This is a genomic window from Oceanobacillus saliphilus (assembly GCF_023522835.1).
GTDB classification, from domain to species: Bacteria; Bacillota; Bacilli; order Bacillales; family Amphibacillaceae; genus Oceanobacillus; species Oceanobacillus saliphilus.
Genome location: NZ_JALCZU010000002.1, coordinates 635,762 through 656,049 on the forward strand (window position 1 = coordinate 635,762; position 20,288 = coordinate 656,049).

Below are 20,288 nucleotides of genomic sequence, written 5' to 3' on the forward strand. Positions count from 1 at the left end.
TAATGAATCAAAATAAATTTAAATACAGGCTGTTTTTTAAAATATTATTGTTTTTGACACGATAACTGTAAACTATGACATAACTAGCGCAGCGCAGAGTTGGAAACAAATTGCTTCGCAGCCGTAGCCAGTAAACCACTCACGGATCGCGGTCGCCGAAGTAACTTGCTTTCATTATCAGCTACAACGTAGATAGCAGTTACGTCGCACTTTATATCAACTATGAAGTCTGAAAAGCAGTAAAACTTAGGAAAATAGTCAAAATAAAAAAGCTCAGGATGCTTGTGAAATTAATAATGAGGATTTTTTGGGGATGGAATGTTCTTCACCTTAGTCATAAAAGACAGTAGCTAGATGAATTGACAGAACGGCCACGATAAGAGGATTGGAAGCATTTTAAAGATTACATTAAAATGCTTATACAAAAAATAATCGCAAATGAAATCATTTGCGATTATTTATTAGATATGCTTTTTTCGTTGTTTTATCTATTTTGCGGGAACACACGTTGAATCATATTGCCTATTTGATCAAAGAAACCACCAATTGGTCGTCCAGCATTCATATCCTCAACGTAATTATTCGTTAAATCGACAAAATCCGGGTTGGTTGAAACAAAGACATTGTCAATATTATTGTCTACAGACCTGACAATATCCCCAATTTTATTTTTTACGTCTTCTGTAAGTTCATCTTGACCCATTCCGCGGTCACCAGCAGTCCCTGTACCTCTATTCTCTACATTTCCTACATTAGTTCTGTTATTGCCAACGTTACCACGGTTGTTGTCATCTGTGTCCAAAGTTGCTGCTACGTATGCATTATTGTTTGTAGTTAAAACCTGTGCACTTCTTACTTCATCTACTTCTTCAGTTATACGTTCTGCTGCTTCCTGTGATACATTGTATTGATCACGAGTTCCTACATTCCGTGTACGGTCTTGAAAACGATCAGCATCCCTTTGCATTGTATTATAACGGACATCCGTCATCCCATCCCCTCCAGGAATCGGATTCACAACTCCACCTCCGGGAACATTTTGCTGGCCAGTTTCATTTGGTGATTGACAAGCAAATAAAGCCATTAAAAGTACGGCAAATATGCTTAAAAGTTTGTAGTTTATTTTCATTTTATATTCCTCCTTACAAGTTTGATTTTAGTATGTTACGGAGGAATGTAACTATTCGCTTATGTTATATCCTTTTTATGGTATTCACACCATATATGTTATGGACATTATATATATAAAGCGGGAAAACATATAAGTAACCCTTGACAATCAAGGAGGGGTAACCATGATTCCGGACTACGATAAGGCTCTTTACTATACACTGTGGGGGCAATGGGACGACCTGCTCGTATTGATGGTTCGGACGAAAGACGATATGCTTTCAAAAAAAATTGAACAATTTCTGAATGCATATCACTACTCGTTGGACCAATCAAAAGTAATCGATACACACGACACACTTCTTTATTATTTGGACCATGCTATGAAGTATAATCCCCCAATTACTGTGGAGATGTAAAAAAATGGAAAAGCACTCGATGAGTGCTTTTCCATTACTTATTTGCATTTCCGTTTCCATTATTTTTACCACGGTCCTGGTCGTTGCCATTACCGCGGTTCTCATTATTTCCTCTATTGTTATCCTTATTTAGGCTATTATCATTGTTTTTATGGGCATTGCTGTTTTGTTGATTGTTCTCATCAGGTTTGTTATTGCCGTTATTCTGCTTGCTTTTTGCAGGTTTATCCTTCGCTTTTTCATTCGTAACGTTTTTATTTTCTTTACTTACATTGTTAGGATTACTTCCTTTATTTTGCTTATCTTTACCCTCATTATCCCCTGAAGTCTTGCCATTAGAATTATTCTCACTGTTTTTATTTTTTAACTCACTTGGATGATGTACGTCCTTATTCTTTTTGTCATTGTCAGCATTAGACTTACTTACATCGGTTTCGGATTGGGGCTTTTCATCTGTATCCTTTACTACAGGTGTAATATTGAATTTCTCAACATCATTCAATTCGGAAGAGTTATTATCGTCCTCTTCATTTTCGTTATTATAAAAAGAATTAATAATTGCTTTATCATTTGAATCCAGTGAATTTCCTAGAGAAGAACCGATTTCTTCAGCCAATATTTTTGAAGCCATCACTTCATTCATGGATGTATCTATCTCTTTTGCTTGTTCTCTAATATTCGTCGGTACAATCAACGTAGCAATTTCCCAATCAGACATATCCGAAAAATAGGACTCCAGATTTTTTGGAACTGGCCTGATCTCCTCGTGAGATTCCTCCACAAAACTGATACCGACAATCATGTTTTTCTCATCATTGATCAATCCAAAAAGTTCACTTTTATTAATGATTATACCAATGACGTTTTGAATAGTTTCATTTTCGATATCGGTCAAGTCTTTCACAAGGGCAGATGCATCCTCATTCAAGGCACGTACATGCTGGACATTGAAATCTTTATCTACTTCCATTTCAATACTTGGATTAATATCAACAGTAACATATGCGTACGTTTCGTTTTTACCTGTCAAAAAATAGATAGGCAATACTAATAATAATACAATACAAGCCATTGAAAGTGCTTTGAGCGGCATGTTCGACCTTTTCAAAGGAAATAGCATTGCAGTTTTCTTTTTCTCTTTCATCAACGGTTCATAGGAAACTTCCTCTCCTACGGTTGCATTTTCACCAAGTACAACAGCTTTTTCAAATAAACCGTCCTTGGTCATCATAATTGTGTATTCACTATGGCGTTCCAACACAATTCCTCTTTTCATTGCCCCACTCCCTTAAGATAATCCTTAAGATAGATATAGTCTTCACTGAGTACAATAAAAATCGCTAATATAAATTTACGATTCCTTTCCAGTGTTTTCTTACTTACATCTACTTTATTTACTAATTCTTTGATGGGAAGCTTTTTCTTTGAATGAACAAACTCCCTTAATTCCTTGTCCTGAAAAAGAATTCTTGCTGTTTTCACGGCGGATTCCCTTGCATCCCTATGCTTTGGTGAGGCTTCCGTCAGATCAACTAGTGTTAGCTTATACTCCTTCAGCTTTTCTTTAAAATCCATTATTTCTTCCCTGCGATGTATTGCATCCTGCTCCTGATTGTATTTCTCTTTTACCGCTACCAATTCCATTGGATTTTCCATCTGTTCAGCATCATAGGTTTCGTCCAGTGATAATGGAGTAGGTCTTTTCTGATTATACCTAATATAATCGATAACCTTTCGTTTAACTACGAGTTTGGCGAATGAGAGAAAAGAACTTCCTTTTTCAGAGGAATACGAAAAAATCGCTTCATTAAATGCTGACAAACCGATACTAAATTCATCATCCCTCTTTGGGTCGATGTATCGTTTGCATACTTCTGAAACACTTTTTGCGATAAATGGCTGATAGGTACGTAATAAGTAATTTTGCATAGCTTTGTCCCCTTGTTGAATGGATGCCACCATTTCCTCAAGAGGTTTGTCTTTGACCTGGCTCGGCATCAACAATGGGAAGACCTCCCATGCACTATAAAATACGTATCTCTTCTCTTCTTTTTGGGTGTTGCATTTATTAGACAATACGATTTGTTTATCATTTTTCTATTATCGTTCATATGATGTTCCCACCATTTTCATTTTATATTTATATCGACAATCATTTCCAGTATGTTTAATGGTAACTTATCGATGGAACAGTTGCTATCTCAATTAGATTACAATTCGTTTAAAATACGGTAACCAATCTATATTTAAAGCTATGCTAATTTTTAAAGTTTTTAGTCGAAACCTCGGTTTTACTTTGCAGGTAGGTAAGTTTATTCGTCAACTTTCGCAGACTTGGTAAAATTAAGTGAGGTGAAGATACTCTGCTTTTTTTGATTATAGATTAACTGTTAGGCTTTCAGCGGATTTGATATAATGTGACGTAACTTACATTTATGCTAGATTTGTGAGGATTGCTAATGAAAAAAATTACTTCGGCAACCGCAGCCCGTATACACTTCGCTTTCCACGGGCGGCTGATTTGGGAGTTCTTTCAATAAGGACAATCCCAGCAAGAACGATCGGGAGCATTGGATTAAGTTTGATTACATCCAGCATTTTATAACATGTTACAAAGATTGGTAATCAATAATTTCACCAGTACTTAATTGCCTAGGCGGATGCGCAGTATTAGATGTCAGCAATCTTCTACCAGCTCTGGGGAATACACGGAGACTTCTGCGGGAGGAAAGGCATCAGTGAGACAGCGCAGCGCTTTAGCGCAAGTTGGCTCACCAGCCGCCCGCGAAAATGGCGTAGTGTATTCCCCAGAGCGGTAGCCGAAGCTACTTATCCCGCATCACAGCTTATATCAAATCAATTGTAATTAATTAAGTTATGTCGGAGTTCAGATAAACTGTGAGGCTTATAAAGCAACATAAATTACGAAAACAGCCTTACTTTTTTCACGTTACCAAGGCGAATATTAGTGGCTTTATAAGTTTAATCTAGTTAAATGTTTGAACTCATTTTATTAGTGCAAAAGTTGAGTTTATACTTAATTACCTGCTAAAAAACATGTCTTAAGTATCGCTATAACTTCAATTCCTAATGTGGCTGGCTGTACGTCCCCAGCTGATTGATGGTTCACTTTATGTATTACTTGCATATTATAGAAACTTGGTTGTCACCAAGTCTTTGGGTGACAGCCTTCGTTGCACTGATGCAGATAGAAAAAGTTTTCCTCCGCCAAAAAAATGCCTGCCTTTCCTTCAAAAGGGAGGCATCTCCAATATTAAAGACTTGCTATAATATCATTCTTATTCGTAAATGGTTTATTACCAGCAATACCTGTTACCGAGTCATTAATATATAAATCCTTCTCAAACCAATCAACCGTTTGTATTTGGTCTGTTCGATAAATATATAATTCGTCTTCGGTCAAATTTTCACTGCTCTTTACGACAATATATTTAATTACCCACTGTTCCGTGTCGTATATCATATCTACCATCTTACCGATTTTTCCGTCTTTTGCATGGACTTTAAAACCAATCGTTTCATCTTCGCTCCGAAGATTGCTACCATTTCTGCCATCTTTCGCTTTACGCTGCATATGTGGCTCTTGGGGCACCTTATTATCCTTACCCTGACTACGCTGTTCAAATGTTCCAAGCGCACGACCATCGGGTCCTAATAATGCGTTATCCTTGTATGTATTCCAGCCAAAGTAGTCCATCAATGTACCTTCTTGATCAGATGAAAGATCTTCATTCTCTGGGACGGGTGGACTGTTACGAATGGCATCTTTATCATATTCCACGTCCACTAGCTCATCCTGTTCATTTATATTCGTAAATGAACTGGGTGGAAGTAATACCTTTCTTCCAAGTAGCCATTTCCTAGTATCGACAATGGCATAGCGAATCTCCCAGTCTTTATCATCGATATATAAATCTTTTATTTTCCCCATTTCACCATCTGTTGCCTGAATATTAAATTTTTTAATTCGCGAAGTATAATTGTACATATAAAACGCCTCCGATAAGGATTTATTACTATATACCCTATTACCGAGGCGCTAAACCAGTTTATTTCTCATATGTTGTATAGTCATAAAAATAATCGATTGGTACAAAAAGACCAACTTTACCATATTGATCATGTTCCAATGTTGCGAATATGATTCCCAGCACTTCCCCGTCCTGATTAATAACCGGACTTCCGCTGTTTCCTCTATAAACAGGTGCTTCTATCATGAGCACCTCTTCATTCCAGCTTCGTAATTGCGTATATCCCAGAATATTCCCTTCATTAGCTATGCCGTTAAACCTTAAAGGATTACCTATAAATCGTATAGGCTCATTCGCTTCAAAAACGGTTTGATCTGCCAATGTCAAGTAAGGCAGATTATCTCCCTCAACATGCAGCACTGCCAAATCAATCTCCGGATAGATTTGGGCAACTTCTGCTGTAAAAAGTCCTTCTTCCGGAAATGCAACCGTGACACTGTCTTCTCCAGCAATGACGTGATGGTTTGTTAAAATAATACCATTTTCTGAAATGGAAAATCCGGTGCCCTTGCTATCACCAGTTTCAACGACAACAACGGCCTGTTTATAAGATTGGATGTCTTCATCAGTTGATAATCTTGCAGAAGTGATTAGAAAATCAATTGCAGGGATAGAAAATGTCTGTGGTATTAAAGCAAATACATTAAAAGCCAAAGCTAAAGCAATTAGCCAAAACGCCCATTTTGGAAATGGACGCTTTGGTTTGGGTTCCTCATCTGAATTGGCTCGTTCAAGCGCCTTTCTGCGTTCTTCCTGAACCAATTCATATAATTCTTCGTCGTCAATTTCTTCATATAAATCTTCATCTATTATATCGTGCGAATGTTTATCCTTGGAATCCATAGGTCACCCCGTACACTCATTATTACGCTTTAATGGTTATCAAACCTATACAACAGCCTTAACCTTCCCTTGCTGCATTTGATACATTTGATAATATAATCCTCTCTCTTTAATTAGTTTATCATGATTCCCTTGTTCTTTGATAGTGCCACGGTCAAGAACAAAAATCATATCGGCCTGCTGTATCGTTGATAGACGATGAGCGATTACAAGGGTTGTTCTTCCTTCTTTGAGAACTTCCAATGCTTCTTGTATGATATTCTCGGTTTCCGTATCAATATTTGCTGTTGCTTCATCAAGTATTAGGATTGCCGGATCGAAAGCTAATGCACGAGCAAAAGAAATCAGTTGTCGCTCACCGAGGGAGAATGTTGCTCCACCTTCTGTAACCACTTCATCATAGGAATTTGGAAGCTTTTCAATAAACCCATCTGCACCAACTGCTTTTAACGCGCTTATCGCAGCTTTCCTTGTTATCTTCCCATCATTCATCGTAACATTGGAAAGAATCGTTCCCGAAAACAAAAATGGATCTTGAAGAACGATTCCCATATGACTTCGCACCTGCTGTCGGGACCATTCTTTCGTATGATGACCGTCTATCAATATGGTACCTTTCTGTGCATCATAAAAACGAAACAATAAATTCATAATGGAACTTTTGCCAGATCCCGTATGACCAACAAATGCTGCAGTCTGCCCTTCCTTTATATGAAAGGAAATGTCTTTGAGGACATAGTCTTCATCATTATAAGCAAAGGATACATGATCAAATACAACTTCCCCACGGTATTTAGTAACTTTTTCGTTATTGACATTTTCCCCGTCACGATCCAGCAATTCAAATACGCGACCACCTGCCACTCGCGCCTGTTCAAGCAATGGGAGCTGGTTTACGATGTCCGTTACAGGTTCAAAGAGTCTTGTAATATAATCGACAATTGCATAAAGCATTCCGATGGATATTACGCTTGCAAGACCAATTGAAGAAGAGCCAAAGTACCAGATAAAACCAACAAAAGTCAGGTTTCTGATTACTGTTACAAGGTTATACGATGTAAGCGCACTTAATTGAATCAGCTTTTTTTGATACGTAAAATTACGTTCATTCAAAACTTCGAATTCTTCCTTTGTTTTCTGTTGGCGATTAAATGCCTGAATCACCGGCATCCCCTGGATAGATTCATTTATATTCCCGTTTATTTGACTGATCGTAGCACGAATGACTTTATTGTACTTTGTTCCAAAATACTTATAGGCCTTCATCCAAGCAAACAACAATGGAATAATCAATAAACAGAGAGCAGCAAGCTTGGCATCCAATATAAACAGGGCAACAAAAATCCCTCCCATATATACGATACTTGTTACAATAATGGACAATACCCGCTCATACAAATCCCGAATAGCCTCCGTATCATTCGTAATTCTGGAGACAATTGTACCTGCCGGCTGATCAACAAAATAGTTGATTGGGATTCTCTGTGTATGGGCAAATAAATCATTTCGCATCTTCTTGACAATCTGATTTGCTGACTTTTGCAGAAGAAAAGTCTTAAAAAATTGAAAGAAACCCGCTATTAAAAGCAACACCATATATAGTACCAATAACAAAATAATTGGTCCCTGCTCCGGCTGGAAGAAAGGGTATACGTCGCTCAACGACAGTTTTTCCGCTTCATAAATTTCTGTGCCTGCAGATGTCGTAACAGTTACCTCATTCTCATCAGCAGTTCTCTCACCCTCAAGTGGTGTCCTCTCGTCAATAACATAATACGTTGTGCCTATTTGAAGCAATGTCATCGTCTCAGCGATTGCTTCGTCAGGGTCTGTAAGGCGATCCGCCCGCTTATAAAAACGGTTGTGATATACCACCGTTTGATTATCATGGTTGTGCGCAACTTCATGCCAATACCCTTCTACTCCAAGGATATGATCATCAATAACTTTCTTGGCAATGAATGGTCCTGCCAGTTCTAGGGAAACAGCTATCATTAAACAGAATAAACCAATCAAGATTCCTTTCTTATACTGTAAAGCATATTGAAATAATCTCTTTTCAGTTGAAGACTGCATTATGTTGACACCTCCCCATCCTCTAATTGCTGCTGTTGATACTGTTCTTTATACCAGCCATTCAGCTTCATTAATTGTTCGTGTGTTCCTTCCTCTACTATCTTACCGTCCTCCAGAACAATGATCTGATCTGCATGGGTAACGGCAGACATACGATGTGCTGCAATAAAGGTTGTTTTATTTTGTCTTGCTCTTCTTAGATGTTCTATGATTTTCGCTTCGGTTTTTCCATCAACAGCAGACATGGAATCATCCAGAATCAGAATTTCCGGGTCTTTTATAAATGCTCTTGCCAATGCAACACGTTGTTTCTGGCCTCCCGATAATGTAATGCCACTCTCCCCAACTTGCGTATCCAGCCCATTCGGAAGCTGCTTCATATCATGAAGAAAATAGGCCTGGTCCATCACCCGGACGATCTCCTCATCCGTTGCATCCGGCTTCCCAAATTGGATATTTTCTCGGATTGATTTTGAAAACATCATTTGATCCTGTGGAACATAACCAATCCAGCTTCTAACTTGTTCTAAACTAATATCTTTTAAATCCGTATCGGAAATTCTAATTGTACCTTCCATCCCCGGAAATTGCCTTAGCAACAATTTAAAAAGCGTTGTTTTTCCTGCACCAGTCTTTCCTACAACACCAATTGTTTGACCCTTTTGAACATGAAAGGTTATATTTTCTAATTGCCTTCTTTCTACAGATGGATAGGAAAAAGATACATTGTCAAATACAATTGAATGGACTGATGGAACCACTTTTGGCTGTCTCGGATTTTGTACATCTGCTTCATAGGATAACGTATCATTCACTCTATCCAATGAAGCATTCCCACGTTGCATGATGTTAATAAGTTCTCCAACAGCAAACATCGGCCAAATGAGCATTCCAAGATAGACATTGAATGTTACAAGATCTCCTAAAGTCATCGCACTTTCAAATACTAAAAAGGCACCATAGCCTAATCCAATCGTATAGGAGAACCCGACAAGTATTTTCATCGTCGGTTCAAATAAGGCATCAATCTTGGCTACTTCGATATTTTTCCGGTATACATTTTCAGTCATCGCCTGGAATCTGTCTGCATCCTGTCTTTCCTGTACAAAAGCACGTATGACCCGCACCCCTCTGATTGATTCCAGTACTTCATTATTCATATTCCCAAATGCTGCCTGGGCCGCTGTAAATCTGAAATGAATCGCCGAACCATATTTATTCATGACAATAGCCATGATTGGCAATGGAATTAAAGCAGCGAAAGTTAGTTCCCAACTAATCGTAAATCCCATTACGGCTACAATCATGAGCATAAAAATACTCGAGTCCACAAGGGTAAGCACCCCAAAACCAGCAGTCTGACTAATAGCTTTTAAGTCATTTGTTGACCGGGCCATTAAATCCCCTGTACGAAATTTCCCGTAAAATGTCGGTGTCATTTTTAAAAAGTGTGACATCAAACGACTTCGCATCCATTTTTCAATAATGACGGCCCCCCCAAATAATGTATAATCCCAAAGGTATGATATCGCATAATGTACAATCGTAAGTACAAGATAACCTAATAGGAGTGCTGTCAAAAGCTGAGTCGTTAAAGAATCAAACTGTATATAATCGATTGTCAAACCGATGAGTTTCGGTGGAATAAGCCCGATGGCACTCGCAATAATTAAAGAAATAATTGCAAATAGATACCTTTTCCAATAGTACTTAAAAAACCAATCCAGCTTTTTAAAAACCTGAAACATTTCTCTCACCCTCTAATCTTTCTGTAGTTTAGGCAGTTTTGTAAAAGTGGTAGTTAGACAAAACACCTGTATATTGCGTCATATGATAAGCAGCTTCGGCGACCGCTCTGGGAAATACACTCACGGATCACGGGCTGCAATTGCCGAAGTAACTTGTTCCATCTCAGTACTGTTCATGTTACATCGATTTAATTTCTACTGCGAAGATTGAAAAGCAACATAACTTACAAAAGCAACAATTTTTATAAATGATTTCAGTTAACACAAAAAAATGCATCCGCCTATGACGAATGCATTGCAGGGCATAATTCTCCCCTCACATATTACAATAGGTCACAGACATATGTGACCCATCAAATGATCCATTCACTTTTTAACTATTAAAAAGTAAACCCATTCATTGTGAAGGTCACAGAAAAGAATGTATTGTTTTGCTGGATACGAATGATTACATTTTCCATTTTAGTGACCTCCTTCCGATTTCAATTCGTAATAATTATAGTATTTAGAAATTTTAAAGTCAATACTTTTTTAGCAGGGCGAGTCAAACACGGTACAAACTATTGAAAAATAGCCTGGTTAAAAGAAGTTAGTGGTCATTTTAGGCAAGAAAAAAGAGAACGGCTCAAAGATTTGAGTTATTCTCTGAAGAATATAGAGAAGAGGATACTCAATTCATTTCTGGTTCATACGCATCTTTCCGGTTAAGACCTATTGTAACCATATGTTCTATTTTACGAATACATACATCGGTAGATCGAGAAATTTCTTCAAGAGACGCTAGGGGGTGTTTCCGGATAAAATTGCGGATTTGTTCACTATCCTTTAGACAAGTTGAACACATCATAAAAGGACTGCTTTCCATAGATTGTTTGCATAATCGACAATTCCGTGTAAAATTTCCCATATTTTTCACCCCTTTTGATTGATACTATTATAATACCTCAAAAAATACGCCGTAACAATAAAGAGTATGAATTTTTCGAAAAATGATACTTTAGGCTGAGAATGAAAATTTTGCGTCACTATAATTCCCTATACACCAAAAAAATGCTATAGTTTTTAGCAAAGAATAAAGGAGTTGATTCGATGCATTTAGATGAAATGCTGGCGTATAACAAACAATTTGTATCTAAAAAACAATATGTGGACTATGAAACCGATACATTTCCAAATAAAAAAATGGTAATATTCACATGTATGGAGTCGAGATTAGTCGAGTTGCTGCATCGAGCATTGAACATAGAAAATGGCGACGTGAAAATGGTCAAAAATGCAGGAGCAATTATCCGGAAGCCTTTTGACAGTATTATGAAGAGTATCCTTGTTGCAGTGTTAAAATTAAAAGCTGATGAAGTAGTTGTCATTGGTCACCATGATTGCGGAATGTCCAATGTAGATACGGAAGCACTAAAAAACACGATGATTGAACGGGGAATTCCTAAAGAGGCAATAAATAATTTGACACATGGAGGCATCAACCTCGATGAAGAGTTCCATGGTTTTAATACTGTAGAAGAATCTGTCATGCAAAGTGTGTCAATCATCAGAAATCATCCCTTACTGCCTAAAGAAATTAAAGTTCATGGATTGGTTATCGATCCTGATACAGGAAAAGTAGATGTTGTTACAAGACAATAGAAATCTAAAGGAACTGCCACTCCATTAGGAGCTGGTAGTTTTTTAATTTCAGTAGAAGTTTTATTCATAATTTCTGTATATACTCGGCATAATAAGCCAAGATGAATTGTATGTTTTCGGAGGTTCTTATGAGAAAAAGCCGTAAAAGTGATTCTAAAAGCATCTTTCCACTTAAAATAGAGCAACTGAAGGAAATAATTACAAGTAAATTTGAAAATAACACAGACCTGAGTTTTTCAACGTATGAACATCTAAACAAGAAAATTGCCGTATTTTATATTCCATTTCAAGTGACACCGGAAAAAGCAGAAAATTTATTATTAAAACCCTTATTGGAAAGTAAAGTAGAATGGACCGCGGCCTCCATCCTGAATGAAATTCCATTAAGCTCTGGAAAAACGACAACTAAATTGGAAGTCATACTTGAAGATTTAATAAATGGACATGTTTTTATTTATGTAGAGGATGAAGATGCTGTTGCCTTTTACCCGATGTTAAATATAGAAAAAAGAGCATTGGCAAAAGCAGAAACGGAAAGTGTAGTGATTGGTCCACAAGTGGCTTTTACCGAGTCATTAATCACGAATTTAAATATTATTCGTTGGCGTATCCGGTCGACTGATCTTGTATTGGAAAAAATCACAATTGGGAAAAGAGCGCCTCGAGAGGTACGATTAATCTATTTGAAAACAATCGCAAATGAAACCGATGTAAATACGATGCGGCAACGATTACAGGATTTAGAAGTGGATGAAACTGAAGACAGCAATGTATTAATGCAATATATTGAGGATTCATCCACTTCGATATTTCCACAATTCTATTCGACAGAACTCCCTGACCGTGCCTCCTATGCCATATCAAAAGGCAGAGTCGGTGTATTGGTAGAAAATAGCCCAACGGCAATTCTGGCTCCATCTACTTTTTTTAGTTTTTTTGAATCTACGGAAGATCTGTATATGCGCTGGAATGCAGGGTCTTTCCTTAGAATTCTAAGATTCTTCGCAATGCTCGTATCCGTTTTCTTAACACCTATGTATGTTGCAACGATTACCTTTCATTATGAAATCATTCCACCTCAATTGCTTGTTTCTATCGGACAATCGAGAGCAGCTGTGCCTTTTCCTCCAATATTTGAGGCATTATTTCTCGAATTAATGATTGAATTATTACGGGAAGCTGGCGCAAGACTACCTACGAAAGTTGGACAAACCATTGGTATTGTTGGTGGTGTTGTCGTTGGTACAGCAGCAGTTCAAGCAGGAGTAACGAGTAATATTTTAATTATTTTTGTCACGCTTAGTGCATTGGCATCCTTTACAGTCCCAAGCTATCTCATGGGGACAGCTATTCGCACCATTCGTTTTCCAATGATTATTCTGGCAGGGATCTTAGGTATAATTGGAATCATGTTTGGAATCTGTTTTATATTAATCCATTTATTAAAATTAACTTCTTTAGGACGCCCATTCCTGACACCAATCTACCCGTTTAGATTTGAGGATCACAATAAAGTATTGATCCGATTACCCCAAAATTTTCAGTGGAAACGATTTGCCTCTTTTCAACCGAAGAATTTAATACGGTTTCAGAAAAGAAAAGCGGACAAGAAAAAAGACATCGATGAGTAGGTGATTTTGTGGACATCAATGTAAAAATGAAATCGAACCTACGTATTCAAGCGTTTTATTTATTTTTCATTATCTCCTCCATCCAGTTAGGTGTTGGGATCATGGGTGCTCCAAGAATTATCTTTATCGAGGCACGCCAGGATTCATGGATATCGATTATCATTGCCTCCATCTATATTGTCATTGTTCTATTTGTCATGCTGCATATTCTTAAACAATACGAAAATGCAGACATCCTCGGCATTCAGGTTGATATTTTTGGGAAAGTCTTGGGGAAATTACTAGGCACCGTTTATGTTATTTATTTTGCGGCTACGTTATTATCTGTGCTCATCACTTATATCGAAGTAGTGAAAATCTTCATCTTTCCCGAGTTAAGCAGTTTTGTTATGGGATTATTGCTGATTTGTCTAATTATTTATAGTGTTCTTGGTGGGCTTCGAGTAATTATTGGGGTTTGTTTTCTTTTTTTCATCTTATCCCATTGGTTATTATTATTGTTAATTCATCCTGCATTACTAATCGATCCAACCCATTTCCAGCCAGCATTTCAAGCTTCTATTGCTGAATTATTAAAAGGTGCCAGAGCTACTTCCTATACATTTTTAGGGTTTGAAATCCTCTTTATGGTTTATCCTTTTATTCAAAATAAAGAAAAAGCTAAAATGCCCATTTTTTTGGCTTCTTTCTGGTCTGCTGCTCTTATCTTATTCACAACAGTTATAGCTATTGGATACTTCAGCCATGAGCAGTTAGGGCGACGGGAATGGGCCGTACTGGCACTATTTAAAATTCAACGATTTCCCTTTATTGAACGGTTTGATTATATCGTTGTAGCCGAATGGATGATGGTAATTATCCCAAATATGATACTTCTGATGTGGGGGGTAACGTATGGAATGAAAAGGTTGTATAAGGTTCCCCAAAAAACATCCTTGTATACCGTTTCTGCACTATTGCTAATTGCTTGTACCTTTATTGATCAGCATTTTCAAATTCAAAAAGTAATTAATGCTGTAGAAAAGGCAGGTTTCTGGATTGTCTATGTGTATCCATTTGTCCTTCTTCTTCTTGTATTATTCAAACAGGGGTGGAAGAAACGTAAAGGGGATGATAACAATGCAAATTAGAATAACAATCATTATGCTAACTACTATTATATTACTTGCAGCTTGTGTACCAGCAAGACAGCTGGAAGAAAGAGGGGTCATAAATACACGGGGAGTAGATATTGCAGAAGATAGCAGTAACCAAATCGAAACGACAATCATTTCCTATCAATTCGATGCAGAATCCGAGGAAATTACGACAACACTTTCCGGGACAGGACATACCATAAAAGGTGCTCGTGAAGATGCCAGTACAGAAGCAGGATTTATATTGAGCCCTGGTCAAATCCGCCTTGAACTATATGGTAAAGAAGCAGCACAAAAGGGAATACTACCGTACATAAGTTCAGCAGTTCGTGATGCACGTGTATCAGACACGATGTTACTCGCAGTCACAAATACGTCGGCAAAGGAAATCCTCACAGAGGGACAAGGTGAACTATCACTTAATACTGGGCAATACCTACAGTATCTAATTGAAAAAGAAATTGAGGAAGATAGCTTTCCCAGTACTTATTTACATGATTTTACCCATATTGAATCTGATGTTGGACATGATCCCGTCATGCCAATTATTGATTTAGTAGAAAATAAACCGAAAATAAGTGGGATTGCATTATTTCAAGATGATAAATATGTTGATGAAATATCACTCCAGGAAGGATATCTGGTAAATTTATTTCAAAACACAACAACATCCACACCTTTAGATATTTCCATTCCTATAAAACCATTTTTAAAATATATTGAAAAAAATCAAGACATAAATGAGGATGATGAGCTCCATCTACATGTAACGATAGAAAGAGGGAAAAGCAAAACAAAGATGCCGAATGTCCAGGATATGCATTTTGATACAACGATTAATATTGATTTATTTTTACTAGAAACTTCTAAATTAATGAGTGTGGATAATGAACATGTAGCAACTCTATTAGAAAAGGAAATCGAGAAAGCATTCACGCGTCAATACGAAACCCTCTTTGCTAAGCTTCAGAAAGCAGGTACAGATCCATTTGGTCTTGGAAAGATCTACAGAGCGCGACAAAGGGATAGCAATTTAACAAATGAAGAATGGCGCAAGAAGTTTCCGGATGTAACTTTGAATGTTAATGTTAATGTGAAGTTAACGAATTATGGGACAATACAGTAAACATGAACATAATATAAAGTAATAGTGATATACCAAAAATAATCCCTGGGCCAGATAGCCCGGGATTATTTTTATTTACTTTCACCATTAATAATCTCAATTACCCGATCACGGGACTGCTCACTTTTATATTCTTTCATTGTTTCGATCATAATTGGCGCAAATTCCTTCAATTGAAATAGCTCGTCTTTCAATGATTGCTCCGAAAGATTTTCTTCCTCGAGAACTCTGGCATACCTTTTTTCCTGAAATGAATTTGCATTAATGATTTGATCGCCCCTGCTCGCTCCTTTTGACAATGGAACCAAAAGCATTGGAATCTGCAAAGCCAAAAATTCAAAGATAGCATTTGATCCTGCCCGGGAGAGTACATAATCACTGGCTGCGAAGATATCTTTCAGCTCTTCGTTAACGTATTCGAGTTGAACATAACCTGGTTCATCAATGGAGTGATCAACCTTATCCTGTCCGCAAATGTGTATGATTTGAAAATCACGCAACAACGCCGGCAAACTTTTTCTAACCGTTTCATTGATTTTCTGGGAACCACCACTTCCACCCATGATTAATAACAGAGGTAATTCACCTGTTAATCCTGCAAAATCCAGCCCTTTCTCCCTGCTTCCTTTGAAAAGTTCATCCCGAATAACTGCTCCTACATACTCCGCTTTCTTTTCAGGGAGATATTGCATCGTTTCTGGAAATGTTGCCAGCACTTTTTTCGTGAAAGGTATGGAAAGCTTGTTGGCAAGTCCGGGTGTATAATCTGACTCATGTATAACAGAAGGCACACCCCTCAATTTTGCAGCGGCAACTACAGGTACCGATACGAACCCACCTTTTGAGAATATAACCTGAGGTTTGCGTTTTCCGATAATTCGAAAAGCCTGCATCGTACCTTTCAAAACTTTAAATGGATCTTTAAAGTTTTCTATAGACATATAGCGGCGCAGCTTACCAGTTGAAATGGGATGGTAGGTCACACCTTCTAACTGTCCAATCAGCTTTCTTTCTATTCCATTATAGGAACCTATATAATCAATTTCCCATCCCTCATCCTGATAAAAAGGGATCAGAGCCAAGTTGACAATCACATGGCCTGCTGTTCCGCCGCCAGTGAAGAGAATTCGTTTCTTTTTCATGCATGTACTTCCTTTCTTCCATAAATCATAATTAACACGTATAATGAACTTTATGCTTCATTAGGATTACACTCTCTATCCTATTAGAAAATATAAAAAAAAGGAAGAGATTTCATGTACGAAACATCAACAATGAAAGAAAAAATCAGGTTATTTATCATTATATTAATACCTATACTGATTACACAGTTAAGTCTTAATCTGATGACCTTCTTTGATACCGTGATGTCGGGGCGTGCTGGAGCTGAAGATTTGGCTGGTGTCGCAATTGGCTCGAGTCTTTGGGTTCCTATATCGACCGGAATTAATGGAATTGTTTTGGCTATAACACCTATCATAGCGCATATCATTGGCTCTAAAATGAACGATGAAGTTCCTAAAATTGTTCAGCAGGGAATATATCTGGCAATTATTCTATCTATTTTAATTATTGCAGCTGGTGGTTTTGCATTGGATCCTGTACTTTCTTTGATGGATTTGGATGAAAATGTTCGGACTATCGCAAAGTACTATCTTATTTCGATAAGTGCTGGAATTATACCCTTATTTATTTTTAATACGATTCGCTGTTTTATGGATGGTTTAGGACAGACTCGTGCATCTATGATTATCATATTAATATCTTTGCCCCTTAATATCTTTTTTAACTATATTTTTATTTTTGGTAAACTAGGACTTCCAGCATTTGGAGGGATAGGAGCCGGCATTGCGACTGCTATTACGTATTGGCTTGTAAGTATCATTTCATTAATTGTGATGATTAGAGTCCATCCATTCAGTAAATTCAACGTTTTTACAAAGGTCTTTAAGCCAGATTTCAAGCTTTGGATCAATCAATTGAAAATTGGTATGCCTATTGGTGCTGCTATATTTTTCGAAACAAGTATTTTCTCAGCAGTTACCTTATTAATGAGTGTGTACAGCACGTATACGATTGCAGCACACCAAGCTGCTTTGAACTTTGCCGGGCTTCTGTACATGATTCCACTTAGTGTTGGTATGGCTTTAACAATTACAATCGGCTTTGAAGTAGGAGCTAAGCATTATAAAGATGCAAGAACGTATGGATACATTGGTATGAGCAGCGGTATCTTTATTGCGATTTTTGCAGCACTTATTCTGTATGTGTTTAATGAACCCGTAGCTGCACTCTATAATTCAGAACCGGAAGTCATCGAACTGACAAGGAAATTTATCTATTTTGCAATCTTCTATCAACTAGCTGATGCTTTTGGCGCACCAATTCAAGGTGCACTTCGAGGCTATAAAGATGTAAATATGACATTAATTATTGCCTTCATATCCTACTGGATTATCGGCTTACCGACAGGCTGGATTTTGGCGAATTATACTTCACTGGAGCCGTTCGGATATTGGGTCGGTATCATTATCGGCCTCAGTTTCGGAGCAGCAGCACTTCTATGGAGATTAATTCATATTCAAAAAAAGTATTCTTAATAGGACAAGAAGCTCATCCGTAAAGTTTACGGATGAGCTTCTTCTTTTTTAGAAAACGTGCGCCAAGCCTTTTTTAGAAAATGCCTTAGTTGTACATATGCAAGTAAGTACGTCTATACTCTCTCTTACTACGAACATAAGCGAAATCGTACATAGCCGTTTATGTGTACAAATTAATTACAATCGTTTATTTACGATTAAAGAAATAGTCCAGCAACAGTTGCCGATAAGATCGACGTAAGAATGGCCCCAGCCAGCAACTTCATACCAAACTGGGATACAATTGCTGCCTTTTTGTTATCGATACCCTTTACAGTACCAGCAATGATACCGATAGAAGAAAAATTAGCAAAGCTTGTTAAAAATACAGATACAATCCCTACTGTTTTTTCAGACAATGAATCAATCATTGGCTGAAATTCAAGCATAGCTACAAATTCATTCGTAATAATTTTCGTACCCATAATGGCCCCTGCCTCAATTACCTCATTTGGTGTAATTCCCATTAATATAGCAATCGGTGCAAGGATATATCCTAAAATTTGCTGCAAGGTTACACCAGCGAAAATAAATTGAATAATCCAGTTTACTAACGCCAATGATGCAATAAAGGCAATAAGCATTGCCGCAACAATCAGGGCAATTTTTCCACCTTCAAGTGCGCCATTTGCCATTGCTTCAAAAACACTTTTGTCTTCGGTAACATTTGATATATCAACATAATCTTCTTCTTTCGATACATTCACAGGAGCGATAATAGAAGCCACCATTAAAGCACTAAACATATTTAATGGAAGGGCGACTAAAATGTATTCTGCCGGAAGCATTAAAATATATGCACCGACGATAGCAGCAGAAACGGAGCTCATCGCAGAAGCACTAACAATATACAAACGATTTGCTGTTAAATGATGAAACTGTGAACGAATCGCTATCAATGCTTCTGACTGGCCAAAAAAGATACTATTAACCCCATTAAAAGATTCAATTCTTGGTAAGCCTGTAATTTTAGAAATAAAGCCACCAACGTATTTTATAATTGTCGGTAGGATTTTTAGGTAAGTGAGTACGGATAAGATCGTTGCAAAGAAGATAATTAGCAGCAGGACGTTAAAGAAGAATACCCCACTTTCTTCAACTACAAAACCTCCCACTACAAACATGATACCTTCCGTACCGAATTCAATTAACTTATTGAATACCCCTGATATTCCACTGATAACTGCACGTCCCACTTCGGTTGAAAACATGAACCAAGTAATCAACAATTGGGAGACGAGCATAACGCCAATCCCTTTATAGTTAATATTTTTCTTATCATTTGACATGAGATAAGCCAGGCCTAATGTGATTAGAATTGCTAAAATACCGAGAAGAATATCCATCGGTAATGCCCCCTTTAATTGCGCTAGTATTTTAGGATTCCCCTAATTTTAGTTTTGTTAACATGGTAAATAACTATTTTAGTTTTTCATGGTTCGGTTCATTTTCGAGAGAAACAAATTATGTAAGATTTAAAATTTACAGGGAAACTTTAATCAGTGGGGTTTCTCTAAACTTCATGGAACTCTCGGATTCTCTAAAGACAAGATCTTACTGCCATGGATAATAGAGAGGTTGTCTGAACAATCGTTTTAGAGTATAGCAGAAGTACATGGATTTGTCTAAAATATAATGACTCATTTAGTTGAAATATGTTTATCTCTCCAATTGCTTCTTTATAATAATGCAAATAGGCCCACTGCTGTATTTGCACAGCAAAGGGCCTATAAAATTTTTGTATTAGCCTTCGAGCAATAAATCGTACGGATCTTCAAGCATTTCTTTAATACGTACAAGGAATTGGACTGCTTCCTTACCGTCAACGATACGGTGATCATAAGAAAGTGCCAAGTACATCATCGGG

16 protein-coding genes are annotated in these 20,288 nt (G+C 37.4%); 6 read left to right on the forward strand and 10 right to left on the reverse strand.

Going from position 1 to position 20,288, the window contains the following annotated elements:
- Positions 1-484 precede the first annotated feature (484 nt).
- Positions 485-1,129 carry a YhcN/YlaJ family sporulation lipoprotein gene (locus MN204_RS06230; RefSeq protein WP_249870209.1) on the reverse strand — a complete coding sequence of 215 codons (645 nt, stop codon included), beginning with the start codon at positions 1,127-1,129 and terminating at the stop codon, positions 485-487.
- 166 nt (positions 1,130-1,295) lie between these two features.
- Here MN204_RS06230 and MN204_RS06235 point away from each other — a divergent pair, with 166 nt between their 5' ends.
- The gene (locus MN204_RS06235) at positions 1,296-1,529 is read left to right on the forward strand and encodes a YhdB family protein (RefSeq protein ID WP_249870210.1); all 234 of its coding nucleotides are present in this window, start codon (positions 1,296-1,298) and stop codon (positions 1,527-1,529) included.
- A gap of 34 nt (positions 1,530-1,563) precedes the next feature.
- On the opposite strand, the gene MN204_RS06240 is transcribed toward MN204_RS06235, so the two are convergent.
- The 6 genes from MN204_RS06240 to MN204_RS06265 all read right to left on the reverse strand — a co-directional run bounded on the left by MN204_RS06240 (position 1,564) and on the right by MN204_RS06265 (position 10,248).
- Positions 1,564-2,805 carry an anti-sigma-I factor RsgI family protein gene (locus tag MN204_RS06240; protein ID WP_249870211.1) on the reverse strand — a complete coding sequence of 414 codons (1,242 nt, stop codon included), beginning with the start codon at positions 2,803-2,805 and terminating at the stop codon, positions 1,564-1,566.
- A complete protein-coding gene (gene sigI, locus MN204_RS06245; protein WP_249870256.1) occupies positions 2,802-3,527 on the reverse strand; it encodes an RNA polymerase sigma factor SigI in 726 nt (241 codons plus the stop codon). The genes MN204_RS06240 and sigI overlap by 4 nt, the downstream gene beginning before the upstream one ends.
- 1,276 nt (positions 3,528-4,803) lie before the next feature.
- Positions 4,804-5,538 (reverse strand): PRC-barrel domain-containing protein, encoded by a 735-nt coding sequence (locus MN204_RS06250; RefSeq protein WP_249870212.1) that lies wholly within the window; start codon positions 5,536-5,538, stop codon positions 4,804-4,806.
- 61 nt (positions 5,539-5,599) lie between these two features.
- Positions 5,600-6,424 carry a S1C family serine protease gene (locus tag MN204_RS06255; protein WP_249870213.1) on the reverse strand — a complete coding sequence of 275 codons (825 nt, stop codon included), beginning with the start codon at positions 6,422-6,424 and terminating at the stop codon, positions 5,600-5,602.
- A gap of 45 nt (positions 6,425-6,469) precedes the next feature.
- Positions 6,470-8,500, reverse strand: coding sequence for an ABC transporter ATP-binding protein (locus tag MN204_RS06260; RefSeq protein WP_249870214.1), 2,031 nt, complete (start codon positions 8,498-8,500; stop codon positions 6,470-6,472).
- Positions 8,500-10,248, reverse strand: a complete 1,749-nt coding sequence (locus tag MN204_RS06265; protein WP_249870215.1) for an ABC transporter ATP-binding protein — start codon at positions 10,246-10,248, stop codon at positions 8,500-8,502. The genes MN204_RS06260 and MN204_RS06265 overlap by 1 nt, the downstream gene beginning before the upstream one ends.
- 1,089 nt (positions 10,249-11,337) lie before the next feature.
- Here MN204_RS06265 and MN204_RS06270 point away from each other — a divergent pair.
- The 4 genes from MN204_RS06270 (at position 11,338) to MN204_RS06285 (ending at position 15,782) form a co-directional block, all read left to right on the forward strand.
- Positions 11,338-11,889, forward strand: coding sequence for a beta-class carbonic anhydrase (locus MN204_RS06270; protein WP_249870216.1), 552 nt, complete (start codon positions 11,338-11,340; stop codon positions 11,887-11,889).
- A gap of 128 nt (positions 11,890-12,017) precedes the next feature.
- A complete protein-coding gene (locus MN204_RS06275) occupies positions 12,018-13,520 on the forward strand; it encodes a spore germination protein (protein ID WP_249870217.1) in 1,503 nt (500 codons plus the stop codon).
- Between the two features lie 8 nt (positions 13,521-13,528).
- Complete coding sequence (locus tag MN204_RS06280; protein ID WP_249870218.1) at positions 13,529-14,650, forward strand: GerAB/ArcD/ProY family transporter; 1,122 nt, start codon at positions 13,529-13,531, stop codon at positions 14,648-14,650.
- Positions 14,640-15,782, forward strand: a complete 1,143-nt coding sequence (locus MN204_RS06285) for a Ger(x)C family spore germination protein (RefSeq protein WP_249870219.1) — start codon at positions 14,640-14,642, stop codon at positions 15,780-15,782. Before MN204_RS06280 ends, MN204_RS06285 begins: the two co-directional genes overlap by 11 nt.
- Before the next feature lie 71 nt (positions 15,783-15,853).
- Here MN204_RS06285 and murG read toward each other — a convergent pair whose 3' ends face one another.
- Positions 15,854-16,924: an undecaprenyldiphospho-muramoylpentapeptide beta-N-acetylglucosaminyltransferase gene (gene murG, locus MN204_RS06290; RefSeq protein ID WP_249870220.1), complete on the reverse strand. Its 1,071-nt coding sequence runs from the start codon at positions 16,922-16,924 to the stop codon at positions 15,854-15,856.
- 114 nt (positions 16,925-17,038) lie between these two features.
- On the opposite strand from murG, the gene MN204_RS06295 reads away from it, so the two are divergent.
- Positions 17,039-18,382: an MATE family efflux transporter gene (locus tag MN204_RS06295; RefSeq protein ID WP_249870221.1), complete on the forward strand. Its 1,344-nt coding sequence runs from the start codon at positions 17,039-17,041 to the stop codon at positions 18,380-18,382.
- Positions 18,383-18,579: 197 nt separating this feature from the next.
- Here MN204_RS06295 and MN204_RS06300 read toward each other — a convergent pair whose 3' ends face one another.
- The gene (locus MN204_RS06300; protein ID WP_249870222.1) at positions 18,580-19,767 is read right to left on the reverse strand and encodes a NupC/NupG family nucleoside CNT transporter; all 1,188 of its coding nucleotides are present in this window, start codon (positions 19,765-19,767) and stop codon (positions 18,580-18,582) included.
- Positions 19,768-20,164: 397 nt separating this feature from the next.
- The coding region (locus MN204_RS06305) for a 2-oxo acid dehydrogenase subunit E2 (protein WP_249870257.1) at positions 20,165-20,288 on the reverse strand (124 nt) is incomplete at its 5' end.

Bases quoted from the DNA above. Each gene is read 5' to 3' on its own strand.
- MN204_RS06230 (WP_249870209.1), bottom strand. From the start codon at position 1,129: ATGAAAATAAACTACAAACTTTTAAGCATATTTGCCGTACTTTTAATG.
- MN204_RS06235 (WP_249870210.1), top strand. From the start codon at position 1,296: ATGATTCCGGACTACGATAAGGCTCTTTACTATACACTGTGGGGGCAA.
- MN204_RS06240 (WP_249870211.1), bottom strand. From the start codon at position 2,805: ATGAAAAGAGGAATTGTGTTGGAACGCCATAGTGAATACACAATTATG.
- sigI (WP_249870256.1), bottom strand. From the start codon at position 3,527: ATGCCGAGCCAGGTCAAAGACAAACCTCTTGAGGAAATGGTGGCATCC.
- MN204_RS06250 (WP_249870212.1), bottom strand. From the start codon at position 5,538: ATGTACAATTATACTTCGCGAATTAAAAAATTTAATATTCAGGCAACA.
- MN204_RS06255 (WP_249870213.1), bottom strand. From the start codon at position 6,424: ATGGATTCCAAGGATAAACATTCGCACGATATAATAGATGAAGATTTA.
- MN204_RS06260 (WP_249870214.1), bottom strand. From the start codon at position 8,500: ATGCAGTCTTCAACTGAAAAGAGATTATTTCAATATGCTTTACAGTAT.
- MN204_RS06265 (WP_249870215.1), bottom strand. From the start codon at position 10,248: ATGTTTCAGGTTTTTAAAAAGCTGGATTGGTTTTTTAAGTACTATTGG.
- MN204_RS06270 (WP_249870216.1), top strand. From the start codon at position 11,338: ATGCATTTAGATGAAATGCTGGCGTATAACAAACAATTTGTATCTAAA.
- MN204_RS06275 (WP_249870217.1), top strand. From the start codon at position 12,018: ATGAGAAAAAGCCGTAAAAGTGATTCTAAAAGCATCTTTCCACTTAAA.
- MN204_RS06285 (WP_249870219.1), top strand. From the start codon at position 14,640: ATGCAAATTAGAATAACAATCATTATGCTAACTACTATTATATTACTT.
- murG (WP_249870220.1), bottom strand. From the start codon at position 16,924: ATGAAAAAGAAACGAATTCTCTTCACTGGCGGCGGAACAGCAGGCCAT.
- MN204_RS06295 (WP_249870221.1), top strand. From the start codon at position 17,039: ATGTACGAAACATCAACAATGAAAGAAAAAATCAGGTTATTTATCATT.
- MN204_RS06300 (WP_249870222.1), bottom strand. From the start codon at position 19,767: ATGGATATTCTTCTCGGTATTTTAGCAATTCTAATCACATTAGGCCTG.